At 36.8% G+C, this 18,389-nt stretch carries 20 protein-coding genes and 1 pseudogene; 4 read left to right on the forward strand and 17 right to left on the reverse strand.

Features of this window, described 5'->3' with window-relative positions; all coding sequences use genetic code 11:
* Positions 1-542: 542 nt before the first annotated feature.
* The 3 genes and pseudogenes from J2Z23_RS20175 to J2Z23_RS20185 all read right to left on the reverse strand — a co-directional run bounded on the left by J2Z23_RS20175 (position 543) and on the right by J2Z23_RS20185 (position 2,610).
* Positions 543-710, reverse strand: coding sequence for a hypothetical protein (locus J2Z23_RS20175; RefSeq protein WP_209975112.1), 168 nt, complete (start codon positions 708-710; stop codon positions 543-545).
* Between the two features lie 61 nt (positions 711-771).
* Positions 772-1,211, reverse strand: a pseudogene (locus tag J2Z23_RS20180) (MepB family protein).
* 964 nt (positions 1,212-2,175) lie between these two features.
* Entirely contained in the window at positions 2,176-2,610 is a 435-nt protein-coding gene (locus J2Z23_RS20185) for a hypothetical protein (RefSeq protein ID WP_209974994.1), read from the reverse strand.
* A 147-nt stretch (positions 2,611-2,757) separates the two neighbouring features.
* Between J2Z23_RS20185 and J2Z23_RS20190 the strand changes: the two genes are divergently transcribed.
* Positions 2,758-2,967 carry a helix-turn-helix transcriptional regulator gene (locus J2Z23_RS20190; RefSeq protein ID WP_209974997.1) on the forward strand — a complete coding sequence of 70 codons (210 nt, stop codon included), beginning with the start codon at positions 2,758-2,760 and terminating at the stop codon, positions 2,965-2,967.
* Between the two features lie 14 nt (positions 2,968-2,981).
* Here J2Z23_RS20190 and J2Z23_RS22465 read toward each other — a convergent pair whose 3' ends face one another.
* Positions 2,982-3,236, reverse strand: a complete 255-nt coding sequence (locus J2Z23_RS22465; protein ID WP_209975101.1) for a LexA family protein — start codon at positions 3,234-3,236, stop codon at positions 2,982-2,984.
* A 107-nt stretch (positions 3,237-3,343) separates the two neighbouring features.
* Between J2Z23_RS22465 and J2Z23_RS20200 the strand changes: the two genes are divergently transcribed.
* Both J2Z23_RS20200 and J2Z23_RS20205 read left to right on the forward strand, forming a co-directional pair.
* The gene (locus tag J2Z23_RS20200; protein WP_064467920.1) at positions 3,344-3,586 is read left to right on the forward strand and encodes a hypothetical protein; all 243 of its coding nucleotides are present in this window, start codon (positions 3,344-3,346) and stop codon (positions 3,584-3,586) included.
* 18 nt (positions 3,587-3,604) lie between these two features.
* The gene (locus tag J2Z23_RS20205; RefSeq protein ID WP_209974999.1) at positions 3,605-3,973 is read left to right on the forward strand and encodes a YhjD family protein; all 369 of its coding nucleotides are present in this window, start codon (positions 3,605-3,607) and stop codon (positions 3,971-3,973) included.
* A gap of 16 nt (positions 3,974-3,989) precedes the next feature.
* Here the strand turns inward: J2Z23_RS20205 and J2Z23_RS20210 are convergent, their stop codons facing one another.
* The 8 genes from J2Z23_RS20210 to J2Z23_RS20245 form a co-directional block, all read right to left on the reverse strand.
* On the reverse strand, positions 3,990-4,856 hold the full coding sequence (locus J2Z23_RS20210) for a glycoside hydrolase family 73 protein (protein ID WP_209975001.1): 867 nt from the start codon (positions 4,854-4,856) through the stop codon (positions 3,990-3,992).
* Complete coding sequence (locus tag J2Z23_RS20215; protein WP_209975004.1) at positions 4,856-5,101, reverse strand: hypothetical protein; 246 nt, start codon at positions 5,099-5,101, stop codon at positions 4,856-4,858. The genes J2Z23_RS20210 and J2Z23_RS20215 overlap by 1 nt, the downstream gene beginning before the upstream one ends.
* A 39-nt stretch (positions 5,102-5,140) precedes the next feature.
* The gene (locus J2Z23_RS20220) at positions 5,141-5,371 is read right to left on the reverse strand and encodes a BhlA/UviB family holin-like peptide (RefSeq protein ID WP_238482874.1); all 231 of its coding nucleotides are present in this window, start codon (positions 5,369-5,371) and stop codon (positions 5,141-5,143) included.
* A gap of 72 nt (positions 5,372-5,443) precedes the next feature.
* Positions 5,444-5,635 carry a hypothetical protein gene (locus J2Z23_RS20225; protein WP_209975006.1) on the reverse strand — a complete coding sequence of 64 codons (192 nt, stop codon included), beginning with the start codon at positions 5,633-5,635 and terminating at the stop codon, positions 5,444-5,446.
* A gap of 100 nt (positions 5,636-5,735) precedes the next feature.
* Complete coding sequence (locus tag J2Z23_RS20230; RefSeq protein WP_209975008.1) at positions 5,736-5,936, reverse strand: hypothetical protein; 201 nt, start codon at positions 5,934-5,936, stop codon at positions 5,736-5,738.
* Positions 5,923-6,135, reverse strand: a complete 213-nt coding sequence (locus tag J2Z23_RS20235) for a hypothetical protein (RefSeq protein WP_209975010.1) — start codon at positions 6,133-6,135, stop codon at positions 5,923-5,925. Before J2Z23_RS20235 ends, J2Z23_RS20230 begins: the two co-directional genes overlap by 14 nt.
* 259 nt (positions 6,136-6,394) lie before the next feature.
* Positions 6,395-8,458 carry a phage tail spike protein gene (locus tag J2Z23_RS20240; protein ID WP_338018452.1) on the reverse strand — a complete coding sequence of 688 codons (2,064 nt, stop codon included), beginning with the start codon at positions 8,456-8,458 and terminating at the stop codon, positions 6,395-6,397.
* Between the two features lie 40 nt (positions 8,459-8,498).
* A complete protein-coding gene (locus J2Z23_RS20245) occupies positions 8,499-9,302 on the reverse strand; it encodes a toll/interleukin-1 receptor domain-containing protein (RefSeq protein WP_209975012.1) in 804 nt (267 codons plus the stop codon).
* Positions 9,303-9,519: 217 nt separating this feature from the next.
* Here J2Z23_RS20245 and J2Z23_RS20250 point away from each other — a divergent pair, with 217 nt between their 5' ends.
* A complete protein-coding gene (locus J2Z23_RS20250) occupies positions 9,520-10,674 on the forward strand; it encodes an O-antigen ligase family protein (protein WP_209975014.1) in 1,155 nt (384 codons plus the stop codon).
* A gap of 74 nt (positions 10,675-10,748) precedes the next feature.
* Here J2Z23_RS20250 and J2Z23_RS20255 read toward each other — a convergent pair whose 3' ends face one another.
* From J2Z23_RS20255 to J2Z23_RS20275, 5 genes are all read right to left on the reverse strand, one after another.
* Positions 10,749-12,806 (reverse strand): glycosyl hydrolase family 28-related protein, encoded by a 2,058-nt coding sequence (locus J2Z23_RS20255; RefSeq protein ID WP_209975016.1) that lies wholly within the window; start codon positions 12,804-12,806, stop codon positions 10,749-10,751.
* A gap of 12 nt (positions 12,807-12,818) precedes the next feature.
* Positions 12,819-13,613, reverse strand: a complete 795-nt coding sequence (locus J2Z23_RS20260) for a phage tail domain-containing protein (RefSeq protein ID WP_209975018.1) — start codon at positions 13,611-13,613, stop codon at positions 12,819-12,821.
* Positions 13,610-17,758 carry a tape measure protein gene (locus J2Z23_RS20265; protein WP_209975020.1) on the reverse strand — a complete coding sequence of 1,383 codons (4,149 nt, stop codon included), beginning with the start codon at positions 17,756-17,758 and terminating at the stop codon, positions 13,610-13,612. Before J2Z23_RS20265 ends, J2Z23_RS20260 begins: the two co-directional genes overlap by 4 nt.
* A gap of 17 nt (positions 17,759-17,775) precedes the next feature.
* Complete coding sequence (locus J2Z23_RS22670) at positions 17,776-17,901, reverse strand: hypothetical protein (protein ID WP_274387291.1); 126 nt, start codon at positions 17,899-17,901, stop codon at positions 17,776-17,778.
* A gap of 80 nt (positions 17,902-17,981) precedes the next feature.
* A complete protein-coding gene (locus tag J2Z23_RS20275; RefSeq protein ID WP_209975023.1) occupies positions 17,982-18,371 on the reverse strand; it encodes a hypothetical protein in 390 nt (129 codons plus the stop codon).
* Positions 18,372-18,389 lie beyond the last annotated feature (18 nt).

Here is an 18,389-nt window from a genome sequence, read left to right on the forward strand (position 1 = left end):
ATTCATTTTGAGTCCTCCTTGGGTATCAATTAAGGGTCCTTTTTGCTGATCAGCTTTGGACACCTCGTATCATACCAAGGGGGCTCTTTTTTGTTAAACCCTCAAATTTCTTTAATTACAGGAATCCTCCTAAGTGGATCTAGCGTAGGTGTAACAAGATTTTTCCAATCGCTATTTCCTATAGTCTCGTTGCAAAAGTTTAGTCTATGAATTAGTTTAGCTGAAGAAAAGGTGCTATTCAAGAAGATTATAGAGGCGATTAAATTGAACTAGTATATAAAAAGCTCCGTCAAATGAAGGGCACATAAATAAGGGCAATAGGAGATATAAATTTTCCCTTTAACAGTGAAAGACACACAAAAGTACCATCCTCTATCTCGGCGTTTTTGAGCCAAAAATGCAGTCCTTATATTTGTTGAATAGTCGTATTCCAGCCTCCCAATGTAATTGTATCAAATCTTATTAGTATTAATTATCTTCTTTGATTAACGATTGCGCCCAATTGAGGCATATAGTTATGCGTGTGAAGAATAGTTTTTATTTTATTTCTGATCATCCTTTTTAGTAATATAAGTCCAAGTGTAATAAACAATCCAAAAAACAATTACCGTTATAAAAGCATAGATGACACCATTTTCCGGAAAAATAAATATAAAAATTAAACCTATAATTACCGCAAAGGGTAATAACATCCAATAAATTTTATTCATTTTAAACATCCATCCTTTTCTGGTATAAGGTTATACTGCTATAGCGCCCGTTTACAGAGGATTAAAACGAATACAATTTCATTATTTTATCTATGGATAAATTACTCGGATTACTCATATCAACAAAATAGGGCAACTGCCATTTTTGAGTTTTCATAGCTTGCTTACTAGTCGGTTTATCCCAGCTAGAATAAACTCTTATTGCCATTTTCCCCTTTGTTGAACTGGACCTAAGAATATCCTGTTTGAAAAGAACTTCTTTTGGAAAAATAAATTGTCCAAACTTACCATCATCTGTTTTTCCCAAAAAGCAACAAACTGTCCTACTTTGGTGGGGGTTATATTTGCAACTCTGAAACGAACTGTTCTTGAAGATAATCGAAATGTACCAGCACTATACTTAGAGTTTTGTTTTTCCTCTTGAATCGACTTTACAGTTAAGTTATTTGGCTCGTAAATCATTCTATTTACATAATTTAATGCTGAATAAAAAGCATTCATTATTCCACCCCACAAAACCCGTTTTTTGAATTGACATATATCGGCCTACCAACATTATTGTATCAAACTTTTTTATGAGTTATATCATTGTATTGTAAAATTTCAAACGAAAAAGTCTTACAAAGAACAATTTAATTAAGAAATTCCACACCTGCAATTACATCAAAATGAAATATAATCAACATCAACTTCATCCAACTTTATACAGATTCTTATAAGCTGTGGATTTACCCCTTTACATCCTCAAAGAACCAGTCTAATCAAACTGTAACTTTTACACTTTGGTTGTTTGCCATTGTCCACTGAATCGTTTGGCCGAGATCTTCCCTTAAAGGGGTTCCTTTCTTTTTCAAGGTCATTCTACCATTTTAAGATGTTTCTATATGCTAGGCAGCATCATGCGACTAGATTCCCTCATTTGATTGCGGCCGGCTGTTAATTTATTCGGATGCTTGCTTTGACTTAGACCTTCACCATACAATCCGCTTACCTTTACGCAACAAAAAACGCCCCATCCGTTAAATCTTGAAATAAGAGATAACGAAAGAGGCGCTCTTGTTTGCCAGCTATTCTGCGTGTAGACCGCGAGCCTCCGCCTAGCCTAGCGAAAAGCCTCAACGGCTTGTAAACTAGCGGTGTAATACGTTTGACGGCCCCGACAGGAATCGAACCTGTGACGCACGGTTTAGGAAACCCACTAAGAGCATTTCAAACATTATTAATTCTTTCCAAATCATTGATATATATGAATTTCACCACATTCTGCATAAATACTTTTCCAATTTATTTCAAGTCGTTTGACTAGATACGTTACCAAATATGTGACCATATAATTTAAAAAAATTTTGAGAACACGAAAATAATAAATAGGATACCAACTATAAAAAGCCGATCCTTCCAGGTTACTTTGTCCTGGACTAAATAAGTTCCGTAACTCCCCTTAACCTTAACCAATTTTATTTCCCTAACCGATCTTGATTCTAATTCCTCCTCCTTTTCGAATCTCCCTAATTCGTCCCGAGCTCTTTCGCTGACGTCTATCTGATTCTTCCTCTTTTTGTTTTTTATCGCTTCTTGTGGCGTATCTCCGATCAAAGTCATTAATGCTTTTAATTTCTCCTGTTCGTTTACCGTCAACATCACTGACGTCTCTCCTCTCCTCTTTTATTGTTGGGTTACTCTCCATCCATAATTCCGGTTGATCTAACTGCCATTGTGGGGAGGGGAGAAGGACGTCAGGGCGTTTGTTTTCATTCATTAGGTTTGAAAAAACAGAAGAATGTGCAGCAGTAAAAAGTGCAGCTCTTATTATTTGGTTACGATCTAAATGGGTGGATTGGAATAAATCATCTATATAACTTTTATAGACGTCTGCATATCGTACTGTCGGTCTATACATCTGTAACCCTCCTAAACTAATAATGACGTCAAGTAGCGTCTGGTGACGTCTTAATTAATTTATATGGGCCATTGCTTCTTTTTATCACAAATAATTGTGAAAGGAATTAGTGATTATTTGTGGAAAATTAATAATAGAGGTGATTCGATGTTAAAAAGCCAAATAGGAAGTTTGTTAAGAACATCCAAATACAGGAGGGAATACATTCAAAGTGTTTTGGGCGTTAGCGCAAATACGCTCTCTAATTGGAGTGTAGGTAAAACATACCCAACTATGGATAAAGCATATAAATTAGCAGATTTATTAGAGGTAGATATTGGGGAACTATATAAAAGAGAAAAAGCCCCGCCAAATTAATGACGGGGTTTTGTTTATTCTACATTGATTTCTTTATTTAGGGATAGGGTCCTTGGTAAACCAGGCATAAAAGAAACATATCCTTTAGCTTTTAACCTATCCAAATGCCCAGCGAGCGTAGATACTGATTTTAGGCCTACCAAGTTAGTTAACTCTCGGTATGAAGGTGGATAACCGTTATCCTCCACATATTCTTTAATAGCTAAAATAATCTCTTTTTGTCTCCATGATAAGTTTCTCGTTTTAAACGCCCCCTGATTACCTTCTATTTATGCCATCAATTATATAGGAACATTCATTCCCTTTCAAGTTGAATACAAACATTAGTTCTGATACAATGAATACATCCTACTTAGTTTCAAGGAGAATGATATTAATGAAATTTATGAACGTACCCGATGGCTTTTTACCAGAGTTAACAGCAAAAGATATCAGAGAGGTCCAAAAGGAATTTGACCAAGAAATGTCACGTGAGAAGCAATCTGCTGATTTTCAAAGTTTAGATGTAGAAACACAAGAAGCTATCATTTCTTCATTGCATCTTACTTATTTCTTCTCAAAAAGATTAGCCAAGAAAAAGTTCACGCCTAAAAAATATCGTTATTGGGAAAATGAATAAGTGGAATGAGGAGATCTTATGCTAACAATTGATTATGATGAAGCTATTATAGAAAATGCAATCTATCTTCCTATGCTTATTATCATTCTTAATCGAGATCTTAAAGTCATAGAGAGCAGCCAATTCAAGATCAAACAGCCATACCTTAACCACGTTGAAAGTGTCATACGTACCATCCAAAGGGATTTATCTAAAGCTAAAAAATACATGCATGATAATAAAATCAAGGTGGAGAAAATGGGAACAGAAGGAACATTTACGGATTACCTTATTATCCAACGAGGATATGAAGGTAAACGAAGATATTTTAATCCTGTGCTAAAAACACGTAGCGAGGAGTTGTTGAATGAATATTTGTTAAATAGAAAAAGCGACCCACCTGTATAAGGTAAGCCGCCTTTAATTATTGTAAATCTGATTTTTTAACCCAAGAATACAATTCTTTAATTAACACATCATCATTCCCAATTTGCTGAATGGTGTATGACTTATTTTTATATTTACTAGGAATAGATGCTGTGGATCGAGAGTACTTTTTGGCGCTGGATTTAATCCTCACCTTTTGACCAACTTTTAGTGTAGCTGTCTTCTTATTATCTTCAGGGTTAATCCAGCTACCAGGTACACCTGCTTTTGCAGTTACGTTGATCATCCCACCAGATCTATTAAAAACATAATAAGATCCTGTTTTTACGCTTCCAGCTTTGCTTTTACGTGCCTTTGCATCTGCAGCAGTTTTATAACCGTTTAGCGCAACCACTACTTTGTAACTTTCAGTAACTGCAGATTCTTTTTTAGGTGATTCTTTCTTATTTAGAGCTTCCTTATCCCAAGATGCTAGATCGTAATTTTCAATAATGGTAATTACCTTATTTGCATATTGGGGATCAGTAGCATAACCGGCCTTATGAATGGCCGTAATTTGCTTTTTGTAGTCACTCACATTAATGGCTGCCTTGTAACGAGGATTAATAGTTAAAAATACCCCATAATCTAAAATGCTCGTTGACCAGTTGGGATAGGCTCTAAATCCAGCTTTGATGTCATAACGCTGTCCGCCATATACTTCCCAAGTATTGAGCATGGCAGAGTTACCTTGATAGGATCCCTTAATGCCAAACAGGTTATTATAATTAACGGCTAGTCCACTTTTCCCCCATGCTGATTCTAGTGCTGCTTGCCCTGCTGCCACAGATGGCAAAATGCCAAATTTACTCCATAACTGCAATGCACCTGATTTGATATTGTTTAAAAAGTTTGCTGTACTCATTATTTATCGTCTCCTTCAATTGTATTTTTTGCTCCACTGTAAAGACCACTTGCGGACAACCCCAACATGGCACCAACTAAGATTCCTTGTTTGAGATCGAATTCTGCAACATAGACAATACCCACGATAATTCCTAGTGCCAGCGAAATAAATGGCAAAATCTTTTTGTTCACTCCTACCTGTTTAAATAACTCCACAACTCCTAAAATCAACGGGATTAAAACAACGTCATAAATTTCAAACATATAATTTTCCTCCTTGGTTTTTAATAAAAAAAAGACCGCCTATTTTTTGGGCAGTCGATCTTCAATTCCATCTAATTTGTTAATCACTATGTCATATTTGGAACTAAATCCTTTTAACATTTCATTCTGGTCATCAATAGTTTGGTAAAGCTGTTTCTCCCTGTCTGCGGCTTCCTTACGAGATGAGTAAAAAAGCCAAACAAAAAGGACCGCAAACGGTCCCTGTGTTAAAAAATATTGTAGTATATTTTCAATGGTTAACCCCTCCAAAATTTACCCCCTCCCAATCTCTATCTAAAGTAGAAAAAGGACCCTACAATAGGATCCTTAGTTAAACATTACTTATTCTTCACAGGACAAACCTCTTAATATGTCATCGTGATGGTATTCATACCAAGCCATTTTCATTTGTTCTAGCTGCTCTTCACTGTACTTTCCAATACTGTTTTCTTCCACGGCACCTACATCCAAAAGACCAACAAATAAAGATCCCGAAAGCAAGCCTACAGTTAGGCCAAGTACAAACTTTTTCATTTAATTACCTCCCACAGTAATTTTCCCGAATGTTAGTGAGGGCAAGCAGTCGGGAAACTGCCTTTCGATGATCAGTCTAGCCCTCAATTTAAGAATATGTTCATTCATTCTCATTGTCAACATCTTCCTCATAAACAGGCTTGATGTTTTTAAGATCGATTCTAGAATAGACATTATCTCCAATGGCGATTGCTTGTAATTCGTTATTGTTTAGTTGTTCGGCCATTTCAGCGGCATTATAAGATTCTACTTCTACAATATCGTCTGCACCACTATGGGTGGTTACATTAAGCTTGATCATCTCCATTAACCTCCTCTGGATCATATTCAAATTGTTCGATGGAAACAATCTCATCCGGTTTAATTGCACATGTATCAACTACCTGGTAATAATCTGATTTACAAGCTGCAACTTCATTGGTTATTTGACTGACACTCTTTTCAATCCCAAACTGATATTTTGTTCCATTATTCGTGACTATGACTAAGACTTTTTGCAATAGTACCGCCTCCCGTTGTTTTAGTTGTATAGACTTGTGAGTTACCCGAACCTATACTAAAAGTGATTTTAGAATAATACTTTTTGAGACAGCCTACGTGACAAAAATGCTGATCGGCTTGATCGGTCTCGTTGCTAGGGAAAGGACTTACGCATTTATGATTGACTAGTGTCAAGTAACTCTGTCGATGGTATCCAAAACTTTCTTCTGTACCCATTAAATTATTACCGCACTCATCGCAAACTGTAATAAGTGACATCTAAAAACTACCTCCCAATTGTGATTGAATAAAGACACGCAAAATAAGATCAGCTTCAATTCTCGCTAATCCATCTGGCAATATCTGAACTTCATGTCTTCCACGATTTATTTTCCCATTGCTGTCTTTGGACATATAATCAACTAAATTAATGCGATCACCACTTGTATTTTCATAAGGAACCGTATTTCCATCCACTTTGATAATCACCTTCGAAGCATCTTCATTTAATTCATAAATACCATGTTCCACTTCATGCACATGATCTGGAAGTTCGATTTCATGATAATGATTAGGCAAATCTATTTCATGAGTGTGTTCTGGAACTGTCACGCTATGACTATGATCAGGTATAGTAACCTCATGACTATGATTTGGAATTGAAACCGTATGGGTATGATTAGGTACTTCGAAATTGTGTGTGTGGGTTGGGATTGTCACGCTATGAGTGTGATCACCACTTGCAGAATATGTGCTTATATTAGCGTTTCCTGCCTTTCTGACTTGGATAGTGGAGCCTTGCCCTCCATCATTAATTTGCAATGATCTATACGGTAAACTTCCTTCAGCACTTCCGTTATCAACGAATAACGTGTGATGATGATTTCCACCACCTGCACTTGATATAGAAGTTCCTCCTCCACTGGCAGTTGACTTACTAGTTCCTCCTCCACTAGAACTGGTTTGCGTACTACTTCCCCCACTGGTAGTGGAGCGAGTTGTTCCACCGCCACTAGTGGTCGTCTGTGTGGTACCTCCTCCCCCTTTAGTGGACTTAACAATACCTCCACCACCTTTGGTTGTATCTACTAATGCACCACCGCCTTTAGTAGCTCTACTGTATGCTCTAAACTTACGTGTCCTAAACGTAAGTTCGACCGTATTGATATTGACTACATCCTCATCAATATAAAAAGGGATAATCGCGGGTATTTTACTATCGCAATTATCCTGGTATGTGAAGTTAAAAATGTTGGTGGCACCTTGACTATACAGTTCGTTAATCTGCTGTCTGCGCTGAAGATCAGCTTGGGTGGTTGAAAGATCTTCTTGGACATTACCAATCTCTAATTCAACGTTGCCTGGAGCACCCTTGATGTCTGCCTTAGACTCTTTCATGATTCTAAGATCAGTAACTGGAAAACCATCAATATCGAGTCTGACAATACGACCTTCTTTTAACTCATCAATGGATAATCCCGTTATTATGGAAACATCAGCTGCAGAAGCCTTCCAAGTCACAATGGGCTCTTTCCATTTTTTTAAGAGAGCATTTCCACTCGCCATAAGTGATTGAACATCTGTAAAACGTCTATCTGCCCAGACTGTTGCATTGATTTCCTCATTAGGCTTCCTATCCTCTAGATAAGGAATTCCATTATTAACTGATTCAATGGTTAGCTGGTTTACTCCTTCTCCAGCACCCAGAGGATAAATGCGGTTGAACATAGACATGGGATTTTCTTCAATCTCTAATCCTATTAAATTGTAACCCTCCTTTATCCGAGCAGAAGGCTCTGTTTCTGGTTTCACTAGGTTTAGAGTCCATGGATAAGACTGTGTGTCCCATGTCCATCTGTACTGCTCATTAAATGGCTTAGGTATACTGAAAATGGCAGCCAGTAGATTTTCATTCTCCCACCCATAATGAAAATATCTAGTAAACTCTACTTTTCCAAGTTTCCAATGCTTATGGAATTGTCTGCTTAGGAGATATTCTAATGTATCTTTTGTTACATAATTCGTTAATTGGTGATATTTGAATAATGGAGTTCCCAACAGTGTTGCCAAAACATGCTCGCATTGAAAACGTACTTCTTGAGTTGACTCATTTTTAATAGTTAATTTAGGAATAATCCTAAACAGACCAATGTATTCATCCTCATCCGTGATTTCAACGTATTTTAACAACTCCACCTTATCTACTTTAGGGTCATTCAACGGCAAAGAAAAAGAAGCAGACCATATCGCGTTGGTTTGCTTCTCGTACCCTATTACATATGCATTTTCAAGGATGGCCGTGGTTTGGCGGTTTAGGTTTAGTGTGCGGATTATTTTAAACACCTCCAAAAGAAAAAGCACCGTTATGGGTGCCTTTGGTTACTCAATTAACATTCAATTCATCAATAGAGTTAATTTGGGTCACTGGAATCATTTCAAATTTATCCTCGCCTTTTATATGATACAGGTTTAACAACTTGAGTTTTCCTGATAGTTGTTCAAACAAAATCTCAACTTTAAATCCGACTTTTATTCCATGTTCAGTACCGATCATAAATGAGTTTAAATGTTCTTTTTCATTTAGTGTAGCACTTTTGGGATTGTAACTATGTTGAATTATACTCGAACTAAGATATTCCAGTTTTACATCATTTTCTTCTAAATTCGTCACAAATAAAAACTTACCGCTTGGTTCAAAAAACCTTTTTGCATAAATAAAGAATCTTACTGTATTTTCGTTTTCTGCTAACGCATAAGCTTTTACGTTCTTATAGGCAGGGAAATTTATGGAACGTTCTTCTCTATTTATTAAATCATACATTTGGGTTAAGACCATGTCTAGTCCGGATGTAGTGATATCTAGATAATTGAGCGCTGAAATAATTAACGGCACTTCTATATCATCAGCTTTTATAGGTATAAATTGTATATCCCTTCGTCCTCTTTCTTTCAAAGTTGAAGTCCATTCAAGCGTCACCATCTCACTGTTCAAGCTATTTTCTGTAATAAAGAAAAAGAAATATTTACATTTTTCTAGTCCTTCATTCATTCTTTGAATAATATTTTCACCTGGTTTAATGGACCACGAATCAAAAAAGACATTTTCTTCGCCATATGACTCCTTTAGCGATTGTGCCATAGGACCAATGAAATCTTTGTCTTTAGAATTATGGCTTACAAAAATCATTTGATTTCCTCCTTTCTACATCATTATTCGACACAAATAGTGGAAACCCTTCTTTTATACTGATTATATTTTACTACTTGAAAAATTTTCTCTACGTCACAACAGAGTCCGAATGCTTTTATATTATACTTTACTTTTTTATTTGTCATCTACCATACCATCCTTTCTTATGTTACAATTTGATTACGAATAATACATCTTTAGGAGTTGTAACCCTTTGAAAAATGTCACTATAGACCGCACAACTACTTACTTTTTTGCGGCATTCATTTTGCTTTTTATGTTATTAGGATTAAAAATAGCGGACCAATACTTAACCCTGTTTATTGGTACTTTATTAGCTTTTTTAATATTAATGTTAATGCTTATCATAAAACACAAAGGAATAAACCCAATCTATGTTAAATTGTTTTCTCCGTTTGCTTTATTTTTATCAGTTTATGTTTTTAATTATTCAGGCGCTATGCATTGGATCTTCTACCAAGTTATATTTGGATTCATCTGCTTTATTGCTGCTAGTATAGTTTGGAAAAAGAACCACGTAAAAACATTTTCTGCCTTAAGTTTCCTTACAGTTCCTTTCCTACTGTATTTTGCTTTTATTGATAAGGAAGCTCTAAACCCTAATACCTTGGGAGGCTATGCTTTTCTATTGTCATTTTTCCCCTTGTTATATTTCAGCTACTATGCTAAAAATTTCCAAACGACGAGGAGATTATTTATTGCAATAATTCTATTAGGCTTAATTTTTTTCACGGAAACAAGATCGGTAATTCTTAGTATCGCTTTTATATTTTTAACTTATTTCTTGTGGAATAGAATTATTAATTCAAAGCTAAAATTCAAATTATATTTTGGCTTTATTGCCGCATTTTGTTTTACATTCACGGTAATTTATCCGAAATTAGATAAATACCTACCTAACTATGATTATTTGAATTACCAAATGATTAAATATACTGGTAAAAGCATTCACTCTGGCAGAGATTTCATTTGGAGCAATTTGATCGATGTTATTAATCAAAAAACCCTTTTAGGTTATGGTTCTGGAGCGTTGCCAAGTGATTTTTTCGATTCGACACTGTCTGCTCATAATTTATATTTGCAAATAACACTACAGGTCGGTTTGGTCGGAATGGCTTTATTTGTTATATTTTTATATAGCATCTGGAAAAGGTTTTGGCTTAACAGATTTGATCAAAAAGTTAGATTTTCAGCCGCTTTCTTTATAGGAATTATAATTTACCAATTATCCGAAGTATCATTAACACAAAATAACTTCTCCTTCGCCCTAATCCAATGGCTTATTATTGGCGTAGGTTTGAGTTATTGCTTAAATAAACCTAAAGAAGAAGGAAAGACCGCACTATAGAACTATTAGTGTGGTCTTTTTGCCGTCATCTAAACAATGCGTTAATCACCCCATCGTATACTGTCAATTGTTCCTTAGTTGTCATCTACTACAGTATTGTAAATAAATTTACCTGTTGCAGAAACGGAATTTCCTCCGCTTCCAAAAGCCAATCGAACATTTTGCAAGAATAATTCTGTGAAAACTGCATCTGCAAAAATGCCATAATAAGGGGTCATTGTGTGTTCTTTTGTATGCTTAACATTGCTAATTGTAACTTGTTTCCCTGTGCCAGTTCCTAAGTTATCTAAACGAATGGTTCGAGTCGCATTATTGCTAACGCCAGTTTTGTTGTAACCTGTTTTGAAATTATTGATATAACTTTTATCTGCATTTTTAGATACTTGCAGTACACAAGGATAACTGCTTAAAGAAGAAGTCCATCCGCAATTTACCGCAGTAACATCATCTACATAACAATCCTTCCCATTCACGTATAAGGCCGTTACAAACCCTTCAGTATAACAGTTTAATAAAGTGAAATTGTCTCGTAAATAAAAACCATAATGGGAAGCTCCATCACTGGGCAATGTTGCATCGGCTGTAGGAATATCAACCGCATTATCAAAGTCTTTATTTATTACTTTGACATTTTTAAATATAACAAAAGTGCTGCCGCCTTTTGTTGCACTATTCGTATAAATACTATTCAAATTCAGTGTAATATTTTCAAATAAAGCTCTGTGAACAACCCTATCTGCATAAAATCCTTTTCCTTTAAAGAATATGATATTTTTACAAGTTATGTCTGTGCCACCCTCATATAATTGTAATAATCCTAATTGGGATTTTAAATTATCAACAATGTGTCCTATACCACTAACACTAAACCCATTATCTACTACACAATTGGTAAACATAAAATTCTTAGTGTTTCCATGCGTATCTAATGAATGTAGTTGCGAGTCGCTAACGGTTATAGAATCAGCAAAAACATTCATAGGGATGGCGTACCCTGTTCCACCTCCTGTTATCGCATGACGGAATCCAGAAGCATATACACCATTTATATTAACGTTTTTACTTCCATCAACAATAGCAATGCCGTAATTAAGCCCTAAATCCGCTGTTCCGCCTTTACCATGAAAATTATTAATAGTAACGTCTCGACTTCTATCAACAAGGATTCCCGCATGGTTCGTATTTTCAGTCCCAATATTGCTCAAAGTTACCTTTTCAGCATATTTTATAGAAATAGCTTTGGATTCCCCCGTAGTTTTTCTATTTCTAACAACACTAAAATTACTAAACGAGATGTTTTTTGTGGGCGTAAATGTTTCAACATGCTTTACCGTTGAGGCAGGTAAGCTCATGGATGAAGGCTCTGAAAATGTTACTGATGTTGAATCAGCGGACTTTACTTTAAATATTTCTCCTTTATTATAATAACTTCTTATCGCTGTTCCTAAGTCCCATTCTTCAGTAAAACGGTTATTAGACGAGAACACAAGATGATCTCCTGCTATCAGGTCATTATCGATTAGGTGAAAAGTGTCGCCAGCTTTAATATCATTTGATTGTGCTAGTGTTTTGATTGTCGGCTGTTTAATGACAAAAGCTGGATTGGCACTATCTTTCATATTAATAATAGTTATGTCTAATCCGGCACCTTCGATACTTATATCAGATGGAATGACGACCGAACCTGAAAAATACAGTTTACCTTTGGGTAAGGTCACTTTGGATAGGTCATTCGCCTCCGCATAATCTACTGCATTTTGAACTGCCATTCGATCATCAGCTAACCCGTCCCCTTTTGCACCAAACGATTTTACATTTATCGCTATATGTGCCAACTGCGACTTAAGCCGTTCATTTTCTGCAATCAACCTTTCTTGCGGATCTCCATAAACAGTTCCATCCGCCCCAACACTTAATTGCCCTCCAAGGGGACTAGAATCACCTTCTAAAATTGCTTGTGCTAGTTCTTTTCGAGTACGATCAGAAAGATTCATGGATTCAATTGCTTTTAATAAAGCCTCTGCTGAATCGCTCTTAGCCTTACTGGAGTTATCATTTGATATCGTTAAAACTTCATTGATCTTTTTTCGACCAGTATTTAAACTGTCTTGTTTAATTATATATTCAGCCATATCACAACCTCCCTAATTATATTTATCGCGAAATTTGATTCGCATATCAATGTTGATGTTATTACCATTAATCCTCACCTGATTATCACCAGGCATTAAATAAAACTTTCTAATTTCAATCATGGTATCTTCCCCATTTTTAAAAACAACATATTTCTCGAAATCTATTGACCATGATGTATTTGTGAAGTTTGGCAATGCGAAACTATATTTGCCACAACTAATTGTTAGATTATTGGCACTTCCTTCTATTTCGAATATTGGTTGAACAGCTAAACCTTCAACAGATAAATTTAATATTTGTGGGCTAGTGATGTTTACACTTCCACCTAATGACTCATGACCAAGTAAATAATGATATTCAAATGTAATCTCTTCACTTCCCCATGTAACCTCATCAGCAAAGACATTTGAGTATTTATAAGAATCATCCGCAACAAAAGGTAAATTTAAAGTACCATCTTCAGCTGGCCTTTCAGGAATCATTTGCTGCACAACTTTAACCATATAAAACTTATCTGGCTCATATTCTCTCACCATTTTTATTTCTCTTGGTTGCCCATACTCATCAAACAAAAATGCAACAAGCTCGTTATAAGCCTGTTGCATGTTATCGTGGAATCTGTCCATGATTTTTATCGGAAAAGAAAATGGCTTCTCCCTGATCTCTGAGCCAAAATCCCAAAGACCAGGACGTCCAGGTATAGCGAGTGTTTTTCTTTCCATGTTTGGGGTGATCGGATCCTCGTGTCCTGGTTCCACTTCAAAACCAAATTCAGATATATTTTTACCATCTAGAATTATCACGGCATGACCACCCCATTTCTGCGTGCATCCAGTTTAATTTTTTGATTGAGTTTAACAGTCATGACATCTACTAGCTTATCAATATCTGCATTTTCACGAATTGTAAGAACAGCACCTTCGAATACTCCACGCATATCTATCGTGTTATATTCCGTTGTAGAAGTACTGTAGTTATTTCCATAGGTTCCAAAATTAGATGGCTGAGTGACAACCCCACCCAATTCAAATTCTGGCACACTAAAATCAAGCGATCCTTGCATGGCGTTACTTATTGCACTGCCTACGCCTTCAGTTTTCTTGACGGCATAGTCTGTTTCATCTTCAATCCCGATTCCCAATCCTTCTGTAAACCATCGGCCAAATCGTTTTGTTAGTTTAGATGGCGAAGCAATTTGAAGGATGGATTTAAGTTTTCCAGTGATGGCATCTGTTACGTTTTTAACTGCATTTGTGACATCAGTGACTTTAGACACAATTCCATTGATCAAGCCTTGGATGATATCTTTACCCAGTTGTTTCAAGTCGATTTCTTTAAAGAATGTCATGACTTTGTCCCAAATATCTACAATGGATTGCTTAGAGTCTTCCATTTTTGTTTTAATGGAGTCTTTGATATCTTGGAATTTTTGTTTAATGCCACTTACAATATTGACAAGGGTTGTTGCTAAGAAAGTTTTAATATTACTCCACGTAGACGTAATAAAGTCTTTCATTCTTCCAAATTGTAGTTTGACCAATGCCCATATTCCAGATAGTACATCGGTAAATAGTTGTTTGACGTTTTGCCAAATTTGGCTAATCGTATTTTTGATTAATGTCATTTGCTCGCTGATCAGATCTTTCATGACAGCGAAATCCCCTGACACCAACGCCTTTAAAAAGGCAGTGCCATTTAGGAAGGTTTCTTTCACAAAGTTCCAAATGGTTTCAATTACATCCCAAATGGTGTCCATGATCTCCGTGATCTTTTCGCTAATTGCTTCAAACTTTTCTCCAGTATCTCCTACAAGAAAAGCTAGAACGGATTTCCACAGTTCTTCTACATATCCTAAGCCGATGGCTAAAATATTTCTGATAAATTCCATTCCTTGGGTAAACTTCTCTTCGATCGAAGCAAGTGCATCAAAGATAAAGTCTACAATCGTTGATAGGACAGTTGAAAATATATTAACAATAGCTGTCCATACATTAGCAATTGTTTCTTTTATGAGATCCATCTGCTCGCCCATTAAATCTTTCATAACGGCAAAATCGCCAGTTAGGAGGGCTTTAACAAACGCCAATCCATTGAGAAAAGTCTCTTTTATGAAGTGCCAAACATTATCTATAACTACCCAAATTTCTTGCATAATGGTGTCAATGCTATCTAGCACTTCTTGGAACCTTCCACTAGAGGAATCCATGATCAGTCCTAGCGCGTTTTCCCAGGCATCATAAATCCAATTCCAGACATCTCCTATGGTCTGTAAAATAGAATCCATTGCGTTTGTTACTTTTTCTTCTATGGAGCCGAAAATGTTAAATATAAAATCTACTATGGCGTTCCAAATGTTGGCTCCTGTATCTTTTATGGCTTCCCAGTAACCAACAATAATGTCACTAAAACCTTCCCATAATGCTTTTGCATTTTTTATAAGTGTGTCGATATACGACAGAACAATATCCTTTAATGCTCCCCATATCTTTCCTGCAGATTCAGATATGTTTTCCCATATTGCAGATAAATTCGATTTGAATTCATCCATATCCCCTGTGACAAGGTTGATCAAAAGCAAAATAGGACCTAATATCACGTTTTTGATAATGGTCCATGCGGAACTAGCTATAGTTTTAATGTTTTCCCATAGATTGGATAGGAACTCAGCTACATTGCCCCATACATTCATGGCAGTATCAGCTATGGGCTCCCATAAGCCTGAGAAAAACTCAAACATCGGGGAAAAAGTGTCCATAAGAAAACCGATTGCCGTTTTCCATCCAGCAATCACTGCATTCCATAGATTAATAGCTGGATCAGTAATGCCATGCCATAGATCAATGAAAAATTGCTTCACTGATTCCCAAGCATCTTTAAGAGACTCAATTGCGCTATTCCAGCCATCGACAACACCATCCCAAATGGACATGGCGGTTTCTTTGAGGTAATCCCATATCGCAACTGCAGATTCTTTTATGGCTTCCCAAGTATCTTTGAAGAAATCTGAGATATAACCCCATATTTGAATAGCTTTTTCTTTGATGGTGTCCCAATTTTTCCAAACAAGGATTCCAATAGCTATTAATGCCGCTATAGCCGTTATAATAAGGCCAATAGGGTTGGTGGCTAGAAACATCATCGCTGACCCTATTGCTTTTATCCCTGTTACAATTTTAGGGACAAAACCAATTATTGTTCCAAAACTAGATATTAACCCTCCTACTACGGTTATCGCCTTTCCAAGGATTAAAAGAAATGGGCCTGCAGCCACTACTACTAAAGCTAACTTAACGACCATTTGTTGGAATACGGGATCTAGGTTTAAAAACCAATCGGCAAGAACGCTAATATGATCAATTAGCCCCATCATCATGGTTCCAAGTGTATTTGCAACAGGTCCTAAGATTTCAGGCAATTTGTTAATGATCTCTGTTAATTTCCCAACAGATTCGGTCATCTTGCTAAACATGTCATCCGATACAATGGCATCCCCAGCACGGCGCCAGGCACCTTTCATGGAGTCAATTGCACCTTTCCATGTTCCGGAAAGAGCATCAAGTGAGCCACCAAGTTTGGCCGTTTCGCCAGCGACACCTTCCGTTCCATTCATGATCCCATCCACAAGACCATTAATGGCCGTTTCACTGTCAACAGCGCCATCGGAAATTTTCTTACGCATTTCCTCCATAGACACACCAGCTTGGTTTGCCAAAATAGCCAGAGCGTTAACCCCTTGGTCGGAAAACCGGTTTAATTCCTCCCCGGTAATTTTTCCACCAGACTCTATTTTGGCGAAAACATCGGCTAATGTATCGATTTCTTGAGCACCGCCACCCATGGCAGCAACAGCATTAGCAATTGCTTCCATAACTGGTTCTGTCTCTTCTGCAGCCATACCAAATGAAACTAATTTACGGTTGGCACTCACTAAATCTGGAAACGCAAATGGAGTCGTTTTGGCAAAGTCCATGATGCGGTCCATATGCTCTTCTGCTGCTTCAGCACTTCCCAATAAAACAGAAAAGGCTTGTTTTGCTTCTTCCTTGAAGGCTTTATACTCCACACCTGTTTTAACAAGAGCACCTGCAAGGCCAACTACGGGGGCAGTAACTTTTAAGGACAGATCCTTCCCAATGTCGGACATATCACTGCCAACATCTTTAAGCCTTTTACCAAGGTCTTGAAGTGATTTAGATGTTTTCGCAAGCTTGCTGACTTGTTGGTCTAGCGCTTTACTCGTTGATGCAATTTCATTCGCCAATCGTTGTTCTGCTGTTTGAGCTTCTAAAAGCTGTAATTCATATCTTTCAACTTCAACTGAATTCTCACCATATTGTTGCTTGGCAAGTTCTAGCTGTTCTTCGTAATTTTCTACTTTATCCTTGGCCACATCATGTATATCATTCAGATGGGCCATTTTAAGGGCTAATTTTTCACTTTCGTCAGCACTGTCACCAAGCTTTTCTTTTTGCAATTCGTATTCAGCATTGAGTAACTGTGTTTGGGAATCTAGTCGCTCTGATTGAGATTCAAGTAGATTCATTGCTTGTTCAGCTTTTCGCGACTCCTCAGCCTGATCCGTTAGCCCTTCATTGACTTGTTCGAGTGCTTTTTCTAAAGCAAGTTCAGCGCGTTCTGATTTCATGAGCTGATTGTGTTTAGCCGCCAATTGTCCTGTTGTGGTCTTTGAACTTTTCGCCATGGCGTCATACTCTGTTCTTAATTGTTCAGTTCGCTTTTTACCAGCTTCCAATTGTATTTCGAGCTTTTTCTTTTCTGCAGCTAATTTTTGTGTGGCGGTAGCATCTTGCCCCATGGCTGCTATATGCGTTTTGTATTCCGATGCTGCAGCATTCATAATGGCGTTGATGTCTCTTATTGTCTTTGCATATTCAACCTGGCCGTCCATCTTAAAATTAAGGACGACATTTTTTTCTTTATCCGCCAATCACCTCACATCCTCTTTTATAGAAATGGCGTATTGTCCAAGAAATGGATTTCTTTTTCGGTCTTTAATGCATCGGGGTTGTTTGCTTTTAAATGCATGATGTATTGTTTAAGCCAATGGGCAGGAGTAACATTCCAAAACATTTCTAAATCCCACCCCAGCAATGTGTTCCCGACATAAAAATAAAAGTCCCAATCCAGATCTTCGGATTGAGACTCATTGACTAGCTTTTTTTTTCAGTTTTTATCTTTTTAGCATCTTCTGCTTGAAAGATTTGGTTTTGGAAGATTCCCAATACCACTTGGAAAACTCCTGGTAAATCATCTATAGATATTGCTCCCTCAAGTTCGTGCACTGTACAATCAGTACCACCTGAGCGAACCATCGCATAGATTAAAGCTTTCATCAGCTTAAATTCATTTTTACCGAGTGTTACCCTTCCTTTTTTCATCATGGCGTTCAAATCTTTTTCAAACACATAATACGGTTTCCCATAAGCTTGTTCCAAATATGGGAAGCTTTCAAACGTAAAAATAACAGGGATTTCCACTCCCTGTATCTTGATGGTATTTCTATTTATATTTACATTTACTAAATCTTTTAATTTAGCCATTTTTCCAGCTCCTTTTTA

The organism is Lederbergia galactosidilytica (genome assembly GCF_017873565.1).
Taxonomy (GTDB): domain Bacteria; phylum Bacillota; class Bacilli; order Bacillales; family Bacillaceae_C; genus Lederbergia; species Lederbergia galactosidilytica.